The 13,656-nt window shown below is 68.1% G+C and carries 16 protein-coding genes; 6 read left to right on the top strand and 10 right to left on the bottom strand.

All coding sequences use genetic code 11. The annotated features are described in order from the left end of the window. Positions 1-51 precede the first annotated feature (51 nt). On the bottom strand, positions 52-957 hold the full coding sequence (locus ACEOAB_RS22750; protein WP_495653850.1) for a LysR family transcriptional regulator: 906 nt from the start codon (positions 955-957) through the stop codon (positions 52-54). A gap of 128 nt (positions 958-1,085) precedes the next feature. Here ACEOAB_RS22750 and ACEOAB_RS22745 point away from each other — a divergent pair, with 128 nt between their 5' ends. The 6 genes from ACEOAB_RS22745 to aroQ are packed head-to-tail and all read left to right on the top strand — an operon-like array spanning position 1,086 to position 5,412. Next, positions 1,086-2,015 (top strand): ketopantoate reductase family protein, encoded by a 930-nt coding sequence (locus ACEOAB_RS22745; protein WP_056588982.1) that lies wholly within the window; start codon positions 1,086-1,088, stop codon positions 2,013-2,015. Next, entirely contained in the window at positions 2,012-2,395 is a 384-nt protein-coding gene (locus ACEOAB_RS22740; RefSeq protein ID WP_413748879.1) for a VOC family protein, read from the top strand. Before ACEOAB_RS22745 ends, ACEOAB_RS22740 begins: the two co-directional genes overlap by 4 nt. A 34-nt stretch (positions 2,396-2,429) precedes the next feature. Continuing rightward, positions 2,430-2,882 (top strand): MaoC family dehydratase, encoded by a 453-nt coding sequence (locus ACEOAB_RS22735; protein ID WP_413748894.1) that lies wholly within the window; start codon positions 2,430-2,432, stop codon positions 2,880-2,882. Then, complete coding sequence (locus tag ACEOAB_RS22730; RefSeq protein ID WP_413748878.1) at positions 2,879-4,108, top strand: CaiB/BaiF CoA transferase family protein; 1,230 nt, start codon at positions 2,879-2,881, stop codon at positions 4,106-4,108. The genes ACEOAB_RS22735 and ACEOAB_RS22730 overlap by 4 nt, the downstream gene beginning before the upstream one ends. 13 nt (positions 4,109-4,121) lie before the next feature. Then, a complete protein-coding gene (gene aroE, locus ACEOAB_RS22725; protein WP_056588972.1) occupies positions 4,122-4,943 on the top strand; it encodes a shikimate dehydrogenase in 822 nt (273 codons plus the stop codon). A gap of 22 nt (positions 4,944-4,965) precedes the next feature. After that, positions 4,966-5,412: a type II 3-dehydroquinate dehydratase gene (gene aroQ, locus ACEOAB_RS22720; RefSeq protein ID WP_413748877.1), complete on the top strand. Its 447-nt coding sequence runs from the start codon at positions 4,966-4,968 to the stop codon at positions 5,410-5,412. A gap of 110 nt (positions 5,413-5,522) precedes the next feature. Here the strand turns inward: aroQ and ACEOAB_RS22715 are convergent, their stop codons facing one another. Genes ACEOAB_RS22715 through ACEOAB_RS22675 form a run of 9 tightly spaced genes read right to left on the bottom strand, consistent with a single transcriptional unit; the run spans position 5,523 to position 13,567 of the window. Continuing rightward, positions 5,523-6,503 carry a Bug family tripartite tricarboxylate transporter substrate binding protein gene (locus tag ACEOAB_RS22715; RefSeq protein WP_413748876.1) on the bottom strand — a complete coding sequence of 327 codons (981 nt, stop codon included), beginning with the start codon at positions 6,501-6,503 and terminating at the stop codon, positions 5,523-5,525. 31 nt (positions 6,504-6,534) lie between these two features. After that, positions 6,535-7,716, bottom strand: a complete 1,182-nt coding sequence (locus ACEOAB_RS22710) for a thiolase family protein (RefSeq protein ID WP_413748875.1) — start codon at positions 7,714-7,716, stop codon at positions 6,535-6,537. Continuing rightward, on the bottom strand, positions 7,713-8,126 hold the full coding sequence (locus ACEOAB_RS22705; protein ID WP_413748874.1) for a Zn-ribbon domain-containing OB-fold protein: 414 nt from the start codon (positions 8,124-8,126) through the stop codon (positions 7,713-7,715). Before ACEOAB_RS22705 ends, ACEOAB_RS22710 begins: the two co-directional genes overlap by 4 nt. Continuing rightward, the gene (locus tag ACEOAB_RS22700) at positions 8,123-8,923 is read right to left on the bottom strand and encodes an enoyl-CoA hydratase/isomerase family protein (RefSeq protein WP_413748873.1); all 801 of its coding nucleotides are present in this window, start codon (positions 8,921-8,923) and stop codon (positions 8,123-8,125) included. Before ACEOAB_RS22700 ends, ACEOAB_RS22705 begins: the two co-directional genes overlap by 4 nt. Next, positions 8,920-10,611: a long-chain-fatty-acid--CoA ligase gene (locus ACEOAB_RS22695; protein ID WP_495653135.1), complete on the bottom strand. Its 1,692-nt coding sequence runs from the start codon at positions 10,609-10,611 to the stop codon at positions 8,920-8,922. Before ACEOAB_RS22695 ends, ACEOAB_RS22700 begins: the two co-directional genes overlap by 4 nt. Continuing rightward, positions 10,608-11,762 carry an acyl-CoA dehydrogenase family protein gene (locus ACEOAB_RS22690; protein ID WP_413750958.1) on the bottom strand — a complete coding sequence of 385 codons (1,155 nt, stop codon included), beginning with the start codon at positions 11,760-11,762 and terminating at the stop codon, positions 10,608-10,610. Before ACEOAB_RS22690 ends, ACEOAB_RS22695 begins: the two co-directional genes overlap by 4 nt. Before the next feature lie 58 nt (positions 11,763-11,820). Beyond that, positions 11,821-12,660, bottom strand: coding sequence for an SDR family NAD(P)-dependent oxidoreductase (locus ACEOAB_RS22685; RefSeq protein ID WP_056588952.1), 840 nt, complete (start codon positions 12,658-12,660; stop codon positions 11,821-11,823). 20 nt (positions 12,661-12,680) lie between these two features. Then, positions 12,681-13,109 carry a MaoC family dehydratase gene (locus ACEOAB_RS22680; protein ID WP_056588947.1) on the bottom strand — a complete coding sequence of 143 codons (429 nt, stop codon included), beginning with the start codon at positions 13,107-13,109 and terminating at the stop codon, positions 12,681-12,683. Between the two features lie 14 nt (positions 13,110-13,123). Beyond that, a complete protein-coding gene (locus ACEOAB_RS22675) occupies positions 13,124-13,567 on the bottom strand; it encodes a MaoC family dehydratase N-terminal domain-containing protein (RefSeq protein WP_413750959.1) in 444 nt (147 codons plus the stop codon). Between the last annotated feature and the right edge of the window lie 89 nt (positions 13,568-13,656).

The raw sequence follows: 13,656 nt of genomic DNA, 5'->3' as shown, positions 1-13,656 counted from the left end.
GAGTCGAGGCATCCAGTCTGAAGCAGGCACTCGTTGCCATTGGGGGATAGTTCACCGAGCCTTTCGCATATCTCGCGCGAACAAGTGCTCGCACAAGCCTCGCAGCCAACGGTTCGCCGGATCCTGGTTGTATCGGGCGTGCCAGTGCTGCTTGACCGTGAAAGGCGGCACGGGCACAGGGCAATCGAACACCGAAAGGCCGGTTGTCCGTGCCAGCGTCTCGCCGATCTGTCGCGGCACCGTGGCGATCAAGTCGGTGGTCGACACGATCGCAGCCAGCCCGAGAAATCCCGGGAGTTCCAGCAAGATGCGTCGCACCACGCGGTGACGCTGCAGCGCCGCTTCCAGCAACTGAACGCCGGTTCCACCCGAGATGCCGACGTGCGCTTCGGCCCGGTATTCGCGCAAGCCCATGCGCTTGCCGTTCACACGCGGATGCTTGGCGTTGACCAGGCACACCCAGTCCTGCGGATAGAGCACCTGCTGGAAGAAACCCGACTCGAGCCAAGGCACAAGGCCGATGGCCAGGTCGGCTTGGCCCGATTGCAACGCCGGCCCGGTCTGCTCGTCGATGCGTGCTGCCTCCAGGACGATGCCCGGCGCAACCGCGCGCACGTGCGCCAGCAGTTGCGGCAGCAATGTAATGTGGCTCGCATCGGTCATGCAGATGCGGAAGCGCCGCGTGGCGCTGGCCGGCTCGAAGGCCGGCTCGGGCGCAGCGACACGACGCAATGCCGACAGGGCTTCGCGTACAGGAACGATGAGTTCCGTCGCGCGTGGCGTTGGCTGCATGCCGTCGACCGTGCGCACGAAGAGTTCGTCCCCGAGTTGCTTTCTCAAGCGGCCCAACCAATTGCTCACGGTCGGCTGGCTCTGACCCATCTGCTCACCCGCGCGCGTCACGCTGCGTGTGCTGTAGATGAGGTCGAACAGGCACAGCAGCTTGACGCTCACCATGCCGGTCCCCGCATCCGTCGAGTAGTCGTCCGTTTCCATTTCAAAACGAAATGTAGATCATTTCATCCATGTCATTGGCGATATGAACTGAAAAAACTATCGTTGCGTCATTCCATCAGGAGACACGCATGAAGATCTACTTTCTGGGCGCAGGCGCCCTCGGATGCGCCATCGGGGGCACCCTCGCCGCGGGCGGCTCCGATGTGACGCTCATCGATCCGTTCCAGGCCCACGTCGACGCCATCCAACGCGATGGCCTGCGCATGAAGGACGGCGACAACGAGCGCACGGTGAATGTGCATGCGGTCACCAGCGTCGAAGGCTTGCCTCCGGCCGATCTGGTGATCGTGCTGGTCAAGTCCTTCCATACGCGTGCAGCCATCGAAGGCGCGTTGTCCGTCGTCGGTCCGGACACCGCCGTGATGTCGTTGCAGAACGGCATGGGGCATGAAGACATCCTGGCGGAGGTCGCCGGCGCGGAGCATGTGCTGGCCGGCAAGACCTATGTCGGCGGCGTGTTCCTCGGGCCGGGCCGCATCATCGCGGGCACACGCAACAAGCGCACGGTGATCGGCGAGCTCGATGGCCGCATCAGCGCACGGGCGGCAGCAATTGCCGCCGAATTCGAACGCGCTGCGCTGCCGTGCGAGGTCAGCGACAACATCATGGGCGTGATCTGGGACAAGCTGCTCATCAACGTGTCCACGGGCGCATTGAGTGCGATCACGGGGCAGGTGTACGGCAGCCTTTACTCGGTGCCGGAGATCGAAGCTGCAGCCCTTGCAGCGGTGGGCGAAGCAATGGCTGTTGCTGAAGCAAGGGGCGTGAAGTTGTCCATCGCCACGCCGCGCGACGCCTGGATGATGGCTGCCGAAGGGCTTCCTTACGAGTTCAAGACCTCGATGCTGCAAAGCCTGGAGAAGGGTTCCATCACCGAGATCGACTTCATCAACGGCGCCGTTGTGCGCGCGGGCCTGAAACACGGCGTGCCGACCCCCGTGAATCAGACGCTGGTCGCTGCCATCAAGGGCATCGAACGCCGTATGGAGGCGAAATGACCCGTCCGCGCGCTTACGTCGAACATGTCGCCATCTGGGTGGCAGACATCCACTGGCACATCCGGTTCTTTCACGAGGTCTGCGGCATGACGATGCGTGAGGTGCAAGGCACCGTCGAGGAGCCCATCCAATACTGGACGCTCGGCGGCATGCAGTTCATGGCCAAGCCTGGCTACGCCGGACCCGAGGGCCGCCTCGGCCACATCGGCGTGATGTGCGAAGACCTCGAGGCCGCACTCGCCGCGGCCCAAGCCTTCGGCGTCACCGAGATGCCGCAAGGCCGCAACTGGCTGCGCCTGCCGGATGGCCTGGCCGTCGAATTCATCCAGGCCAGCGCAGGCACCGTGGCCCGCGCGCTTGCCATCGATCCACGCGCCTGAACCTTTCAATCCAAGAGAGACACTCATGACATCACTGACCATCGAAGACAAGTATTGGGACGACGCCGTCGTCGGCGCCACCTGCGTCAGCCCGCCCTACGAAGTGACGGAGGCGCGCGTGATGGCTTACGCCGACCTCAGCGGCGACCACACCCCCGTACATACAGACGAGGCTTATGCCCGCACGACGCCGTTCGGCACCCGCGTGGCACACGGCCTGTTCGGCCTGTCGATCGCCGACGGGTTGAAGACCAGGAGCGACATGCGCTTCATGCCCGGCATGTCGCTGGGCTGGGAATGGAGCTTCGTTGCCCCGATCAAGCTGGGCGACACGGTGCGAGTGAGGTTCCACGTGGGCACCAAGCGCGAATCGAAGAGCAAGCCGGGCTGGGGCATCCTCGTGCTGCCGTCCGAACTGATCAACCAGCACGATGAGGTGGTGCAGAAGGGCGAGCACCGCGTGATGGTGCCAAGGAGGCCGGCATGAGCGCGTCATCGCAACAAGCGCTGCCGCTGGCTGGCATGCGCGTCATCGACTACAGCCACTTCCTGGCCGGTCCGTATGTGGGTCGCTGCCTCGCTGCACTAGGTGCGGAAGTCATCAAGGTCGAGCGTCCGGGGTCGGGCGACGCAGGCCGCCAGCATGCCTGGTTCGTCGGTGACCACAGCGGCTACTTCCTGCAGCAGAACATGGGCAAGAAGGGGTTGAGCGTCAACACCAAGGATCCCCGCGGTCGCGCACTGATGAAGAAGCTCGTCGACAGTGCCGACGTGTTCGTCGAGAACTACCGGCCCGGAGCACTCGACAAGCTCGGCCTGGGGTATGCCGAACTGGCCGAGACCAACCCCGGCCTCGTCTACTGCTCGATTTCGGCCTACGGCCATACCGGCCCCGACTCGCACCGCGCCGGTTTCGGCCTCATCGCCGAAGCCAAGAGCGGGATCATGCAGATGGTCGGCAATCCCGGCGAAGCGCCGCCTCTGCTGCGGATCTCGCTGGGCGACATGTACACCGGCATCCACGCGGTGGCGGCCATCAATGCGGCCCTTCTCGGTCGGGTGAAGTCCGGGCGCGGGCAGCACATCGACATGGCGCTGTACGACACGCTGGTGTCGATGCACGAGTACGCGGTGCAGTGCTACACGCTGTCAGGAGGCAAGGAAGTACCGGTGCAGACCGGGCACGACATGCCCAACTCGACGCTCTACGGCGTGTTCCGCGCGCAGGACGGCGACGTCGTCATCGCGGCGCAAGTCGACGATGCCTGGAAGAGATTCGCTGCGTTGGTAGAACAGACAGGTGGCCCGGCAGGCTTCGGCACCGACACGCTGCTGCACACCTCGGCGGGTCGCAATGCACAGCGCGCTGGCATCCTCGAAGTGGTGAAGCCCTGGGTCTCGGCAAGGCCGGTCGCGGAACTGCTGAAGATGCTGGACGGCATCGACGTGCCGGCCGCCAAGGTCCAGCGCATCGACGAGGTGCTGGCCGACCCGCAGATCCAGGCGCGCGGAATGGTGGTCGAGCAAGACCACCCGGTGCTCGGAAAGATCCGCCTGCCGAACCTGCCTTTCCACATGTCGGGCTGCGATACCTCGATCACGCAGGTCGCGCCCGAACTGGGCGAACACAACGCAGAAATCGCAGCCAGCCTGGGTTTCGACGCCGCACAGATCGCAGACATGCAGGCCGACGGCGTGCTCTACAGCGCATAAGGAGCTTCTCGAGATGACCGACAAGTACGCCGTCATCGGCAACCCCATCGGGCACACGAAGTCGCCCTACATCCACGGCAGTTTTGCAGCCTCGACCGGACAGGATATCGACTACAGCGCGATCGAAGGCTCTCTCGATCACTTCGCTGATGATCTGCATGCATTTCGCAACGCTGGCGGACGCGGCATGAACGTGACCGCGCCGTTCAAGCTTCAGGCCTTTGCCTTGGCCACGGAAAGGCTTGAGCGCGCGCAACTGGCAGGCGCGACCAATGCACTCAAATTCGAGGGCGACCGCATCGTGGCCGACAACTTCGATGGCCTGGGGCTCACCAACGACATCCAACGCAACCTTGGCTTCGCGCTCAAGGGGGCGCGCATGTTGGTGCTCGGCGCAGGTGGTGCAGTCCGTGGCGCACTGCTTCCGTTTCTCGAACAGCAACCCGCGGTGCTGGTGCTCGCGAACCGTACGCAGGGCAAGGCGGACGACCTTGCAAGGCAGTTCGCGGCTCACGGCAAGATCGAGGGATGCGCCTACGGCGATCTCTCGGGTGAAAAATTCGACATCGTCATCAACGGCACTTCGGCCAGTCTCAGGGGCGAGTTGCCGCCCTTGCCGGTTGAGGCCCTGCAGGGCGCACGCCTGGCGTATGAATTGGCCTACGGCAAAGGGCTCACTCCCTTCCTGCGCTTGGCGCAAAACGCCGGCGTGCCAAGGCTGGCCGACGGTGTCGGCATGCTGGTCGAGCAGGCCGCGGAAGCCTTCGCATGGTGGCGCGGCGTTCGCCCCGACACCCGCGCCGTGATCGACCGCATGACCATTCCCTTGGTCTGACAGCTCATTTCGGAGACGCATCATGAAGATCCTCATGCTTCACGGCATCAACCACAACATGTTCGGCAAGCGCGATCCGAAGCAGTACGGCACGACAACCCTCCAAGAAATCGACCAGCGGCTGCAAGCTCTGGGCAAGGCGCTGGGTGCCGAGATCGAGAGCTTTCAGACCAACAGCGAGGGCGAGATGTGCGAGCGCATCCATCGTGCCTTCTCGGAGGGCGTGGACGCAGTGCTCATCAATGCCGGTGCATGGACGCACTACAGCTACGGAATCCGCGATGCGCTGGCAATTCTGACGGTGCCCGTGGTGGAGCTGCACATGTCGAACATCCATGCGCGGGAGGCGTTCCGCCACCACTCGGTCTTCGCAGAGATCGTGCGGGGACAGATCTGCGGTTTCGGCGTCGACAGTTATGAGTTGGGGTTGCGCGCAGCCGTTTCCGCTGCGACGCCGGCGCAGAACTGATCCTCAGCTCGTGCGGGAAGCGGAGGGCGGCTTTGCAGCGGAAGCCGACCTCCGGCTGCCTGCGGCGAGTGTCCATGTGCGCGGCACTGGCGCACAGCGGAGGCGCGGCTTCAGGGTGCCAGGCGGATGTTCGCGTCCTTGATGATCTTCGCGTAGATGGCGGCATCCGCGCGCACCATCTTCTGGAACGCTTCGGGCTTGCCGCCGGCCACCTGCAGGCCCAGCGCCTCGATCTTGGCGCTCACGTCGGGCAGGTGCACGATGCGGTCGATCTCGTCCGAGAGCTTCTGCACCACCGGTGCGGGCGTCGCGGCGGGCAGGAACACGCCGAACCAGCCGTAGGGGTCGAAGGAGTGGTAGCCCAGCTCGGCGAAGGTGGGCACGTCGGGCAGGCCGGGCATGCGCTGCGTGCCGGTCACGGCCAGCGGGCGCATCGACTTGAGGTGCGGCCGCGCGGTGGCGCTGTCGATGAAGGCCGAGGCGAGCTGGCCGCCCACCAGGTTGGTGACCAGCGGGGCGGCGCCCTGGAACGGCACGTGCACCAGGTCGATGCCGGCCTGCATGTTCAGGAGCGCACCCTGGATGTGCGACGAGGTGCCGGCGCCGTAGCTGCCGAAGTTGTACTTGCCGGGGCTCTGCTTCACCATCGCGATGAAGTCCTTGAGACTCTTCGCGGGCGAGTCCAGCGGCACGGCCAGCATGCTGGGGCTGCGCGCGATCATCGTGACGGGCGCGAAGTCCTTCAGAGGGTCGTAGCTGAGCTTGTCCATGAGCGGCGGCTGCTGGATCAGCGCGGTGATGGCGATGAGCACGGTGTGGCCATCGGCCGGGGCCCTGGCGACAAAGCCGTTGCCGATGGTGCCGCCGGCGCCGGGGCGGTTCTCCACCAGCGCGGGCTGGCCCCAGACTTCCTGGAGCTTCTGCCCGATGGTGCGCGCCAGCGTGTCGGTGGCGCCGCCGGCGGGGTAGGGCACGATCAGCTTGAGCGGCTGGCTGGGATAGGCCGTCTGCGCCAGCGCCGGCGCGGCGAGCAGAGCCGCCAGGCCTGCGGCCGCGCAGAGCCGGCGCACCAGCATCGATGTCGTCTTCATGGGCTTGTCTCCTCTTCGGGGGTGGGAAAACTCAACGCAACGCCTCGGCCGTGCCCAGGATCGCGGTGGCCTGGCTCGACAACATGCCGCCGTTGCCATGCGCGAGCGCGGTGTGCGCGTTCTTCACCTGGCGCTCGCCGCATTCGCCGCGCAGCTGCCGCACGGCCTCGATGAGCGCGAAGATGCCGTACATGCCGGGGTGCACGCAGGACAGCCCGCCGCCGTTGGTGTTCACGGGCAGCCGCCCGCCCGGTGCGATGGCGCCGCCCGCCACGAAGCGGCCGCCTTCGCCCTTGGGGCAAAAGCCCAGGTCCTCGAGGAAGAGCAGCGTGTTGATCGTGAAGGCGTCGTACAGCTGCACCACGTCCATGTCCCCGGGGCCGAGCCCGGCCATCGCGAAGGCCTCGCGGCCCGACTGGCTGGCCGCCGTGACGGTGAGGTCCGCCATCGAGGAGATCTGCCGGTTCCACACCGCGGTGGCATTGCCCAGCACATAGACCGGCTTCCCCGGCAGGTCCCGCGCGCGATCGGCGCTCACCAGCACACAGGCGCCGCCGCCGTCGGTGACCAGGCAGCAGTCGCGCACGGTCAGCGGGTCCGACACCATGCGGGAGCCCAGCACGTCGTCGCGCGTGAGCGGCTCGCGCATGAAGGCTTCGGGGTTGAGCGCGGCCCAGGCGCGCGCCGCGACCGCCACGTCGGCCAGCTGCTCGCGCGTGGTGCCGAACGCGTGCATGTGGCGGGAAGCCGCCAGCGCGTAGGCCGACACCGGCAGCATCGGTTCGTAGGGATGCTCGTAGGGCTGCGGATCGAGAAAACGGCGCGCCGCCACGATCTCGCGCCGGCCGAAGGCAGCGCTGCGCTGCGCGCTGCCGTAGCAGATGAGCACCGCGCTGCACTGGCCGGACCGGATGGCCTGCATCGCGGGCAGCAGGTGCGCGATGAAGCTGCTGCCGCCCAGCATGGTGCCGTCGATGTAGCGCGGGTTGAGGCCCAGGTATTCGACTACCGGCAGGGCCCACATCGCGGCCGAGGCACTCGCGGTGCACAGCCCGTCGATGTCGCGCATCCGCAGGCCCGCATCCGCCACGGCCGCGTGTGCGGCGCGGGCCAGCAGTTCCATGTCGGTGAAGCCCGGCGCCTCGCCGCAGCCGAAGGTGGCGGCCCCGGCAATGGCCGCGCTGCCGCGCAAGGCCTTCAGTTCCGCGTTCATCGGGCGGCTCCTTCGACGGCATCGAACAGCACGAGCCCGCGGCCGTCCTTCAGCTGCACCCGCGCGCGCACGCGCTGGCCGATGCGCACCGCGGCGGGCGCGAGGTTTTCGATGCGACTCATGAGGCGCACGCCTTCGTCGAGCTCGATGAGGCTCACGTCGAGGTCGCCGCCATCGGCCGGCTTGCGCCGCACGGTCGTCACGGCATGCACGGTGCCCAGGCCGCTCGGTGCCTTCCATTCGAGCGCCATGCCGCCGCAGTGCGGGCAGCTCTCGCGCGGGTAGTACACCTGGCGGCTGCAGTCGCCGCAGCGCTGGATGAGGAAGCGGCCGGCGTCCAGCTCCCGCTGGTGAAAGGCCTGGACGCCGAGGGCGCCTGCTTGCGGCATCGCCGATTCGTTCGTGCTCATCCTTGCTCCTTGTTCGCGGGCCACTGGAACGCCAGTGGCTTCTTGTCGAGGAAACGGTTCACCGCCTCGCGGTGCTCGGCGCTGCCGAAGGCGAGCGCCTGCGCGTTCGCCTCGGTGTCGAGCAGTGTGGCCAGCGCGCCTGCATCGCCGGTGGCGCGCTTCACCAGGCTCACGGCCAGCGGCGAGGCGCCGGCAAAGCTCGCGGCCAGCGCCAGCGCGCGCGGCAGCAGCTGCCCGGGTTCGTGCAGCTCCATCGCGATGCCGAGCTCGATCGCCTCGGCGGCGCCGACCTCGCGTGCCGACAGCATCAGCTCGCGTGCGCGCTGCGCGCCCACCACGCGCGGCAGGCTGTAGAAGGCACCGCAGTCCGGCACCAGCCCCAGCTTCAGGAACGACATGCAGAAGCGCGCGCGCGGACTCGCGAGCACGAAGTCGGCCGCAAGCGCCAGGCTGAAACCCGCGCCGTAAGCGGGGCCATCGACTGCAGCGATCACGGGCTTGTCGAGCAGGATCAGCTCGCTGAACCAGCGCTGCGTGGCCTGCATGCGCTCGCGCCAGCCGGCGTTGTCGAGCTTCGCATCGGCGATGCCGCGCAGGTCGCCGCCCGAGCAGAACTGGCCGTCGGCGCCCGCGAGCACCAGTGCGCGCACGCCGGCATCGCCGCGCACCTGCGCGATGGCCCGCGCGAGCTCGTCGCGCAGGGCGGGGGTGAAGGCATTGCGGTTGGCGGGCGTGTCCAGCGTCAGCAGCGCGGTGGTGCCGTGGCGCTCGCAGCGCAACGCGGAAAAATCGTTCATCGGTCGTGCTCCGGGGCGGCGGCGCGATGCGCGTCCTGCAGCGCGCGCCAAAGAATCTTTCCGGTGCCGGACTTCGGCAGGCTGTCGAGGAACTCGACCACGCGCGGCGCCTTGTAGACGGCCATGCGCTCGCGGCACCACGCGACGATCTCCTCCTCGCCGACGCGGCCGCGCTGCTGCGGCTTCAGCACCACCAGCGCCTTCACCGATTCGCCGCGCCTGCCGTCGGGCACCGCGATCACGCAGGCCTCGTGGATGGCCGGATGCTCGTACATCGCGTTCTCCACCTCGGTGGGCCAGACCTTGTAGCCGGAGGCGTTGATCATTCGCTTGAGCCGGTCGCGCAGGAAGAAATAGCCCTCCTCGTCCATCGACGCGAGGTCGCCGGTGCGCAGGAAACGCTGGCCGCCGATCTCGACGAAGGCCTCGCGGTCGGCCTCGGGGTTGCGCCAGTAGCCCTTCATGACCTGCGGGCCGCGCGTCACCAGCTCGCCCGTCTCGCCGGGCGGCAGTTCCTCGAAGCTGACCGGGTCGACGATGCGCGAATCGACACCCTGCGTCGGCATGCCCAGGCACTGGCGCTTGCCGCGCGCGGGCGGGTTGGCGTGCAGGAACGAGGCGGTCTCGGTCAGGCCATAGCCTTCGTTGTACGAGAGGCCGTGGCGCTGCGCGAGCATCGCGGCCACGGCCTCGGGCATCGCTGCGCCGCCGCCCGACAGCAGCGCGAGGCTGGAGAGATCGCGCCGCTCGGCTTCGGGATGGGAGAACAGGTCGATCACCATGGCCGGCGGCGCCGACCAGGCGGTGACCGCATGGCGCTCGATCAGGCGCGCGGCCATCGCGGGGTCCCAGCGCGGCATCATCACCGCGGTGGCGCCGAGGAACATCGGCAGGTTCATGCCGTTTTGCAGGCCCAGCATGTGGAACAGCGGCGCGACGGCCAGCGTCACGGTCTCCACGTGCAGCTGCTTCCACACCGCCGAACTGGCCAGCGAGGCCGACAGCGTCGCATGCGTGTGCATGCAGCCCTTGGGATGGCCGGTGGTGCCCGAGGTGTAGGGGAGCACCGCGAGGTCGTCCGGTGACAGGGGCAGCGCGGCGGGCGCGAGGCCGAGCGCGATGGCCTGCTCGAAGCCGTGCAGGCGCGCGTCGTCGAGGGCAGCGCGCGGCGCCGTGACCCAGTCGGGCAACGCGTCGTCGCTCGCGGTGGCGTCGATGGCGTCGGCGTAGGCGTGGACGAGCACGGCGCGCAGCTCGCCCTCGCCTTCGCCGAGGGCGAGCGTGGACAGCAGGTCTTGCGCGACGCAGGCCACGCGCGCGCCGCTGTCGAGCGCGCAGTGGCGCACCTCGGCCGCCTTGCTCATCGGATTCACCGGCACCACCACCGCGCCCGCGCGCAGCACGGCGTAGAAGGCGGTCACGAACTGCGGGCAGTTCTGGCTCGCGAGCAGCACGCGGTCGCCCGGTTCGACGCCGAGGCGCTGCTGCAGGTAGCCGGCCAGCGCATCGACGCGCTGGCGCAGCTGCGCATAGGCGAGGGTCGCGCCGCAGTAGGCGATGGCCGGCTTGTCCGGGTAGCGGCGCGCGGATGTGTCCAGGTAGTCTGGCAACGTGGCGCGCGGCACGCGCAGGGTGCGCGCCACGCCCTTGGGCCAGAAGCGGAAATGCGGTGGCCGGGCGGCGCTCATCGCTTCTCCAGCGCCCGCGCGATGATCTCCTTCATCACCTCGTTGGCGCCGCCGTAGATGCGGCCCACGCGCACGTCGGCATAGAGCCGCGCGATCGGGTATTCGTTCATGAAGCCGTAGCCGCCGTGCAGCTGCAGGCATTCGTCGACGATGCGGCAGCAGGCGTCGGTGGTCCACCACTTGGCCATGGCGGCGGTGGGCACGTCGAGCTCGCCGCGCATCAGGCGCGCGATGCAGTCGTCCACGAAGGCGCGCGCCACCTGCGCCTGCGTCTCGCATTCGGCGAGCTTGAAGCGGGTGTTCTGCATCTTCAGGAGCGGCTCGCCGAACACCTGGCGCTCGCGCACGTAGCCGAGCGTGTCGCCGATGGCGCGCTGCATGGTCGCCACCGCGCCGACGGCGATCAGCAGGCGCTCGCGCGGCAGCTGCTGCATGAGCTGCGCGAAGCCGCGCCCTTCCTCGCCGCCCAGCAGGTTGTCGGCCGGCACGCGCACGTCGTCGAAGAACAGCTCGGTGGTATCCAGCGTCTTCTGGCCCATCTTGTCGAGCAGCGGCCCGCGCCGGAAGCCCGGCGTGCCTTCGGTCTCCACCATCAGCAGCGAGATGCCCTTGCCGCCGGCCGCCGTATCGGTCCTGGCCGCGACGCAGACGAGGCCCGCATGCATGCCGTTGGTGATGAAGGTCTTGCTGCCGCTGATGCGCCAGTGCCCGCCGTCGCGCCGCGCCTGCGTCTTGATGCGCTGCAGGTCAGTGCCGGCGCCGGGCTCGGTCATCGCGATGGCCGCCACCAGCTCGCCGCTGGCCATGCGCGGCAGCCAGCGGCGCTTCTGCGCCTCGGTGCCGTAGGCCAGCAGGTAGTGGGCGACGATGCCGCTGTGCACGTTGTTGCTGAAGCTCTGCGCCATGGCGCGCATCTGCTCCTCGCAGATCACCGCCTCGTGCAGGAAGCTGCCGCCGCCGCCGCCGTATTCCTCCGGGATGCTGGCGCACAGCAGACCGGCCTGGCCGGCTTTCGTCCAGATCTCGCGGTCGGCGTGATGCTGTGCGCGCCAGCGCGGCTCGTGGGGTACGCACTCGCGCTCGAAGAAGCGGCGCGCGCTGTCACGCAGCATCTCGAGTTCTTCATTCATCCACGGCCGGGTAGCGTTCATACGAAAACCTCCGCGCTGCACGCTGCGGTGCTGTTCGCCTTGGGAGCGGCCCGGCGGCTCACGGCCGCCCGCCCCCGCAGACCAGCACCTGGCCGCTCACGTAGTTCGACTCCGGAATGCAGAACAGGTAGACCGCGCCGGCCGCTTCCTGCGGTGTGCCGCCGCGGCCGAGGGGAATCAGCGCCTCGGCGTTCTTCAGGATCTGCGGGTTGACGCCGACCCTGATCTGCCGGCCCTCTATGTCGATGCTCGCGCCCGCGCTGGCGTCGGCCTCGGTCAGCCGGGTCTTGATCAGGCCGAAGGCGACGCTGTTGACCGTGACCTTGTAGCGGCCCCATTCCTTGGCCATCGCCTTGGTCAGGCCGTTGATGCCGGCCTTGGCGGCCGCGTAGTTGGCCTGGCCCGCGTTGCCGTACACGCCGGAGGTGGACGAGATGTTGACCACCTTGCGGAACACTTCGCGGCCTTCGTCGGCCTCGCGCCTGGCCGCGTCGCGGATGAAGTCGGAGGCGGCGCGCAGGATGCGGAAGGGCGCGGTCAGGTGCACGGCCAGCATGGCTTCCCACTGCTCGTCGCTCATCTTCTGCACCACGTTGTCCCAGGTGTAGCCGGCGTTGTTGACGACGATGTCCAGGCCGCCGTAGCTGTCGACCGCGGTGCGCACGAAGCGGTCGGCAAAGCCGCTGTCCGTCACGCTGCCGGGGCAGGCGATGGCGCTGCCGCCCGCAGCCACGATGTCGTTGACGGTCTGCGCGGCCGGCTCGGCGTCCAGGTCGTTGATGACCACGCGCGCGCCCTCGCTCGCGAGCTTGAGCGCGATCTCGCGCCCGATACCGCGGCCGGAGCCGGAGACGATGGCGACCTTGCCTTCGAGTTTTCTGTTGCTGCTGCTGTTCATGGGTTGTCTCCTCGGGGGTGTCAGGGCCAGGCGACGAGGGCCTCGGCGCTCAGTTTGGCGATGCCTTCGCGGTTGGCCGTCACGAGCTTCAGCCGCAGGCTGCGCCGGCCTTCGTGTTCGAGCTTCTCGGCCACCGTGCCGGTGCAGGCGATGCGCTCGCCCACATGGGTGAGGGCGGCAAAGCGCACGTCGAGCGAGCGGATCGCCGATTGCGGCACCCAGTTCGTCAGCAGCCGCGCGAGCCAGGCCGCCGACAGCATGCCGTGCGCGAACACGTCGGGCATGCCGGCGGATTTCGCGAAGTCGATGTCGACATGGATCGGGTTGTGGTCGCCCGAGGCGCCGCAGTACAGCGCCAGGTCGAGGCGGCTGATCGGCGGCAGCTCGAGCGGGGGCAGGGCGTCGCCGGGTCGCAGCGCTGTCCAGTCGGGGAGGGGGGCGGTCGTCATAGCGGGGCTTCCGGTCATGGGTTTCGCAGCACGGTCACGCAGCGCAGCTCGGCCACGAGCACGCCCTGCTGGTTGCGCACGTCGGTCTTGCGCACGACGAATTCGAGTGCGCCGTTCTTCTTGTCGTAGATGTCGTCGATGCGCTGCCGGAAGGTCAGCGTGTCGCCGGCATGGGCCATCGCGTGGTAGCTGAAGCCCTGCTCACCGTGCAACAGACGGCGGTAGTCCATGCCCAGCAACTCGCGGATGGCGGCGGGGTTCGGCGCTTCCATCTCCAGGCAGAAGAAGAAGGTGGGCGGCACCGGCAGGCCCGGGTACCCGGCGTCGCGCGCGGCGGCCTCGTCGATGTAGACCGGGTCGGTCTGGCCCGTGGCCTTGGCGAAGAAGCGCAGGCGGCCTTTTTCCACTGGCACCTGGAACGGCGGCAGCGTGTGGCCGATGTGGCGGCGGTCGATCATGCCCAGCCACCGCCGGGCCGCCCCAAGGCGGCTGGAGCCCCCTTGGGGGGCAGCGCAGTACGCGAAGCGACAAGCGTGGGGGTCAGCAT

It is taken from the genome of Variovorax sp. Varisp53 (assembly GCF_059491555.1).
This window is presented reverse-complemented; position numbering and strand designations above follow the sequence as displayed.

Bases quoted from the DNA above. Each gene is read 5' to 3' on its own strand.
- ACEOAB_RS22750 (WP_495653850.1), bottom strand. From the start codon at position 957: ATGGTGAGCGTCAAGCTGCTGTGCCTGTTCGACCTCATCTACAGCACA.
- ACEOAB_RS22745 (WP_056588982.1), top strand. From the start codon at position 1,086: ATGAAGATCTACTTTCTGGGCGCAGGCGCCCTCGGATGCGCCATCGGG.
- ACEOAB_RS22740 (WP_413748879.1), top strand. From the start codon at position 2,012: ATGACCCGTCCGCGCGCTTACGTCGAACATGTCGCCATCTGGGTGGCA.
- ACEOAB_RS22730 (WP_413748878.1), top strand. From the start codon at position 2,879: ATGAGCGCGTCATCGCAACAAGCGCTGCCGCTGGCTGGCATGCGCGTC.
- aroE (WP_056588972.1), top strand. From the start codon at position 4,122: ATGACCGACAAGTACGCCGTCATCGGCAACCCCATCGGGCACACGAAG.
- aroQ (WP_413748877.1), top strand. From the start codon at position 4,966: ATGAAGATCCTCATGCTTCACGGCATCAACCACAACATGTTCGGCAAG.
- ACEOAB_RS22715 (WP_413748876.1), bottom strand. From the start codon at position 6,503: ATGAAGACGACATCGATGCTGGTGCGCCGGCTCTGCGCGGCCGCAGGC.
- ACEOAB_RS22710 (WP_413748875.1), bottom strand. From the start codon at position 7,716: ATGAACGCGGAACTGAAGGCCTTGCGCGGCAGCGCGGCCATTGCCGGG.
- ACEOAB_RS22705 (WP_413748874.1), bottom strand. From the start codon at position 8,126: ATGAGCACGAACGAATCGGCGATGCCGCAAGCAGGCGCCCTCGGCGTC.
- ACEOAB_RS22700 (WP_413748873.1), bottom strand. From the start codon at position 8,923: ATGAACGATTTTTCCGCGTTGCGCTGCGAGCGCCACGGCACCACCGCG.
- ACEOAB_RS22695 (WP_495653135.1), bottom strand. From the start codon at position 10,611: ATGAGCGCCGCCCGGCCACCGCATTTCCGCTTCTGGCCCAAGGGCGTG.
- ACEOAB_RS22690 (WP_413750958.1), bottom strand. From the start codon at position 11,762: ATGAACGCTACCCGGCCGTGGATGAATGAAGAACTCGAGATGCTGCGT.
- ACEOAB_RS22685 (WP_056588952.1), bottom strand. From the start codon at position 12,660: ATGAACAGCAGCAGCAACAGAAAACTCGAAGGCAAGGTCGCCATCGTC.
- ACEOAB_RS22680 (WP_056588947.1), bottom strand. From the start codon at position 13,109: ATGACGACCGCCCCCCTCCCCGACTGGACAGCGCTGCGACCCGGCGAC.
- ACEOAB_RS22675 (WP_413750959.1), bottom strand. From the start codon at position 13,567: ATGATCGACCGCCGCCACATCGGCCACACGCTGCCGCCGTTCCAGGTG.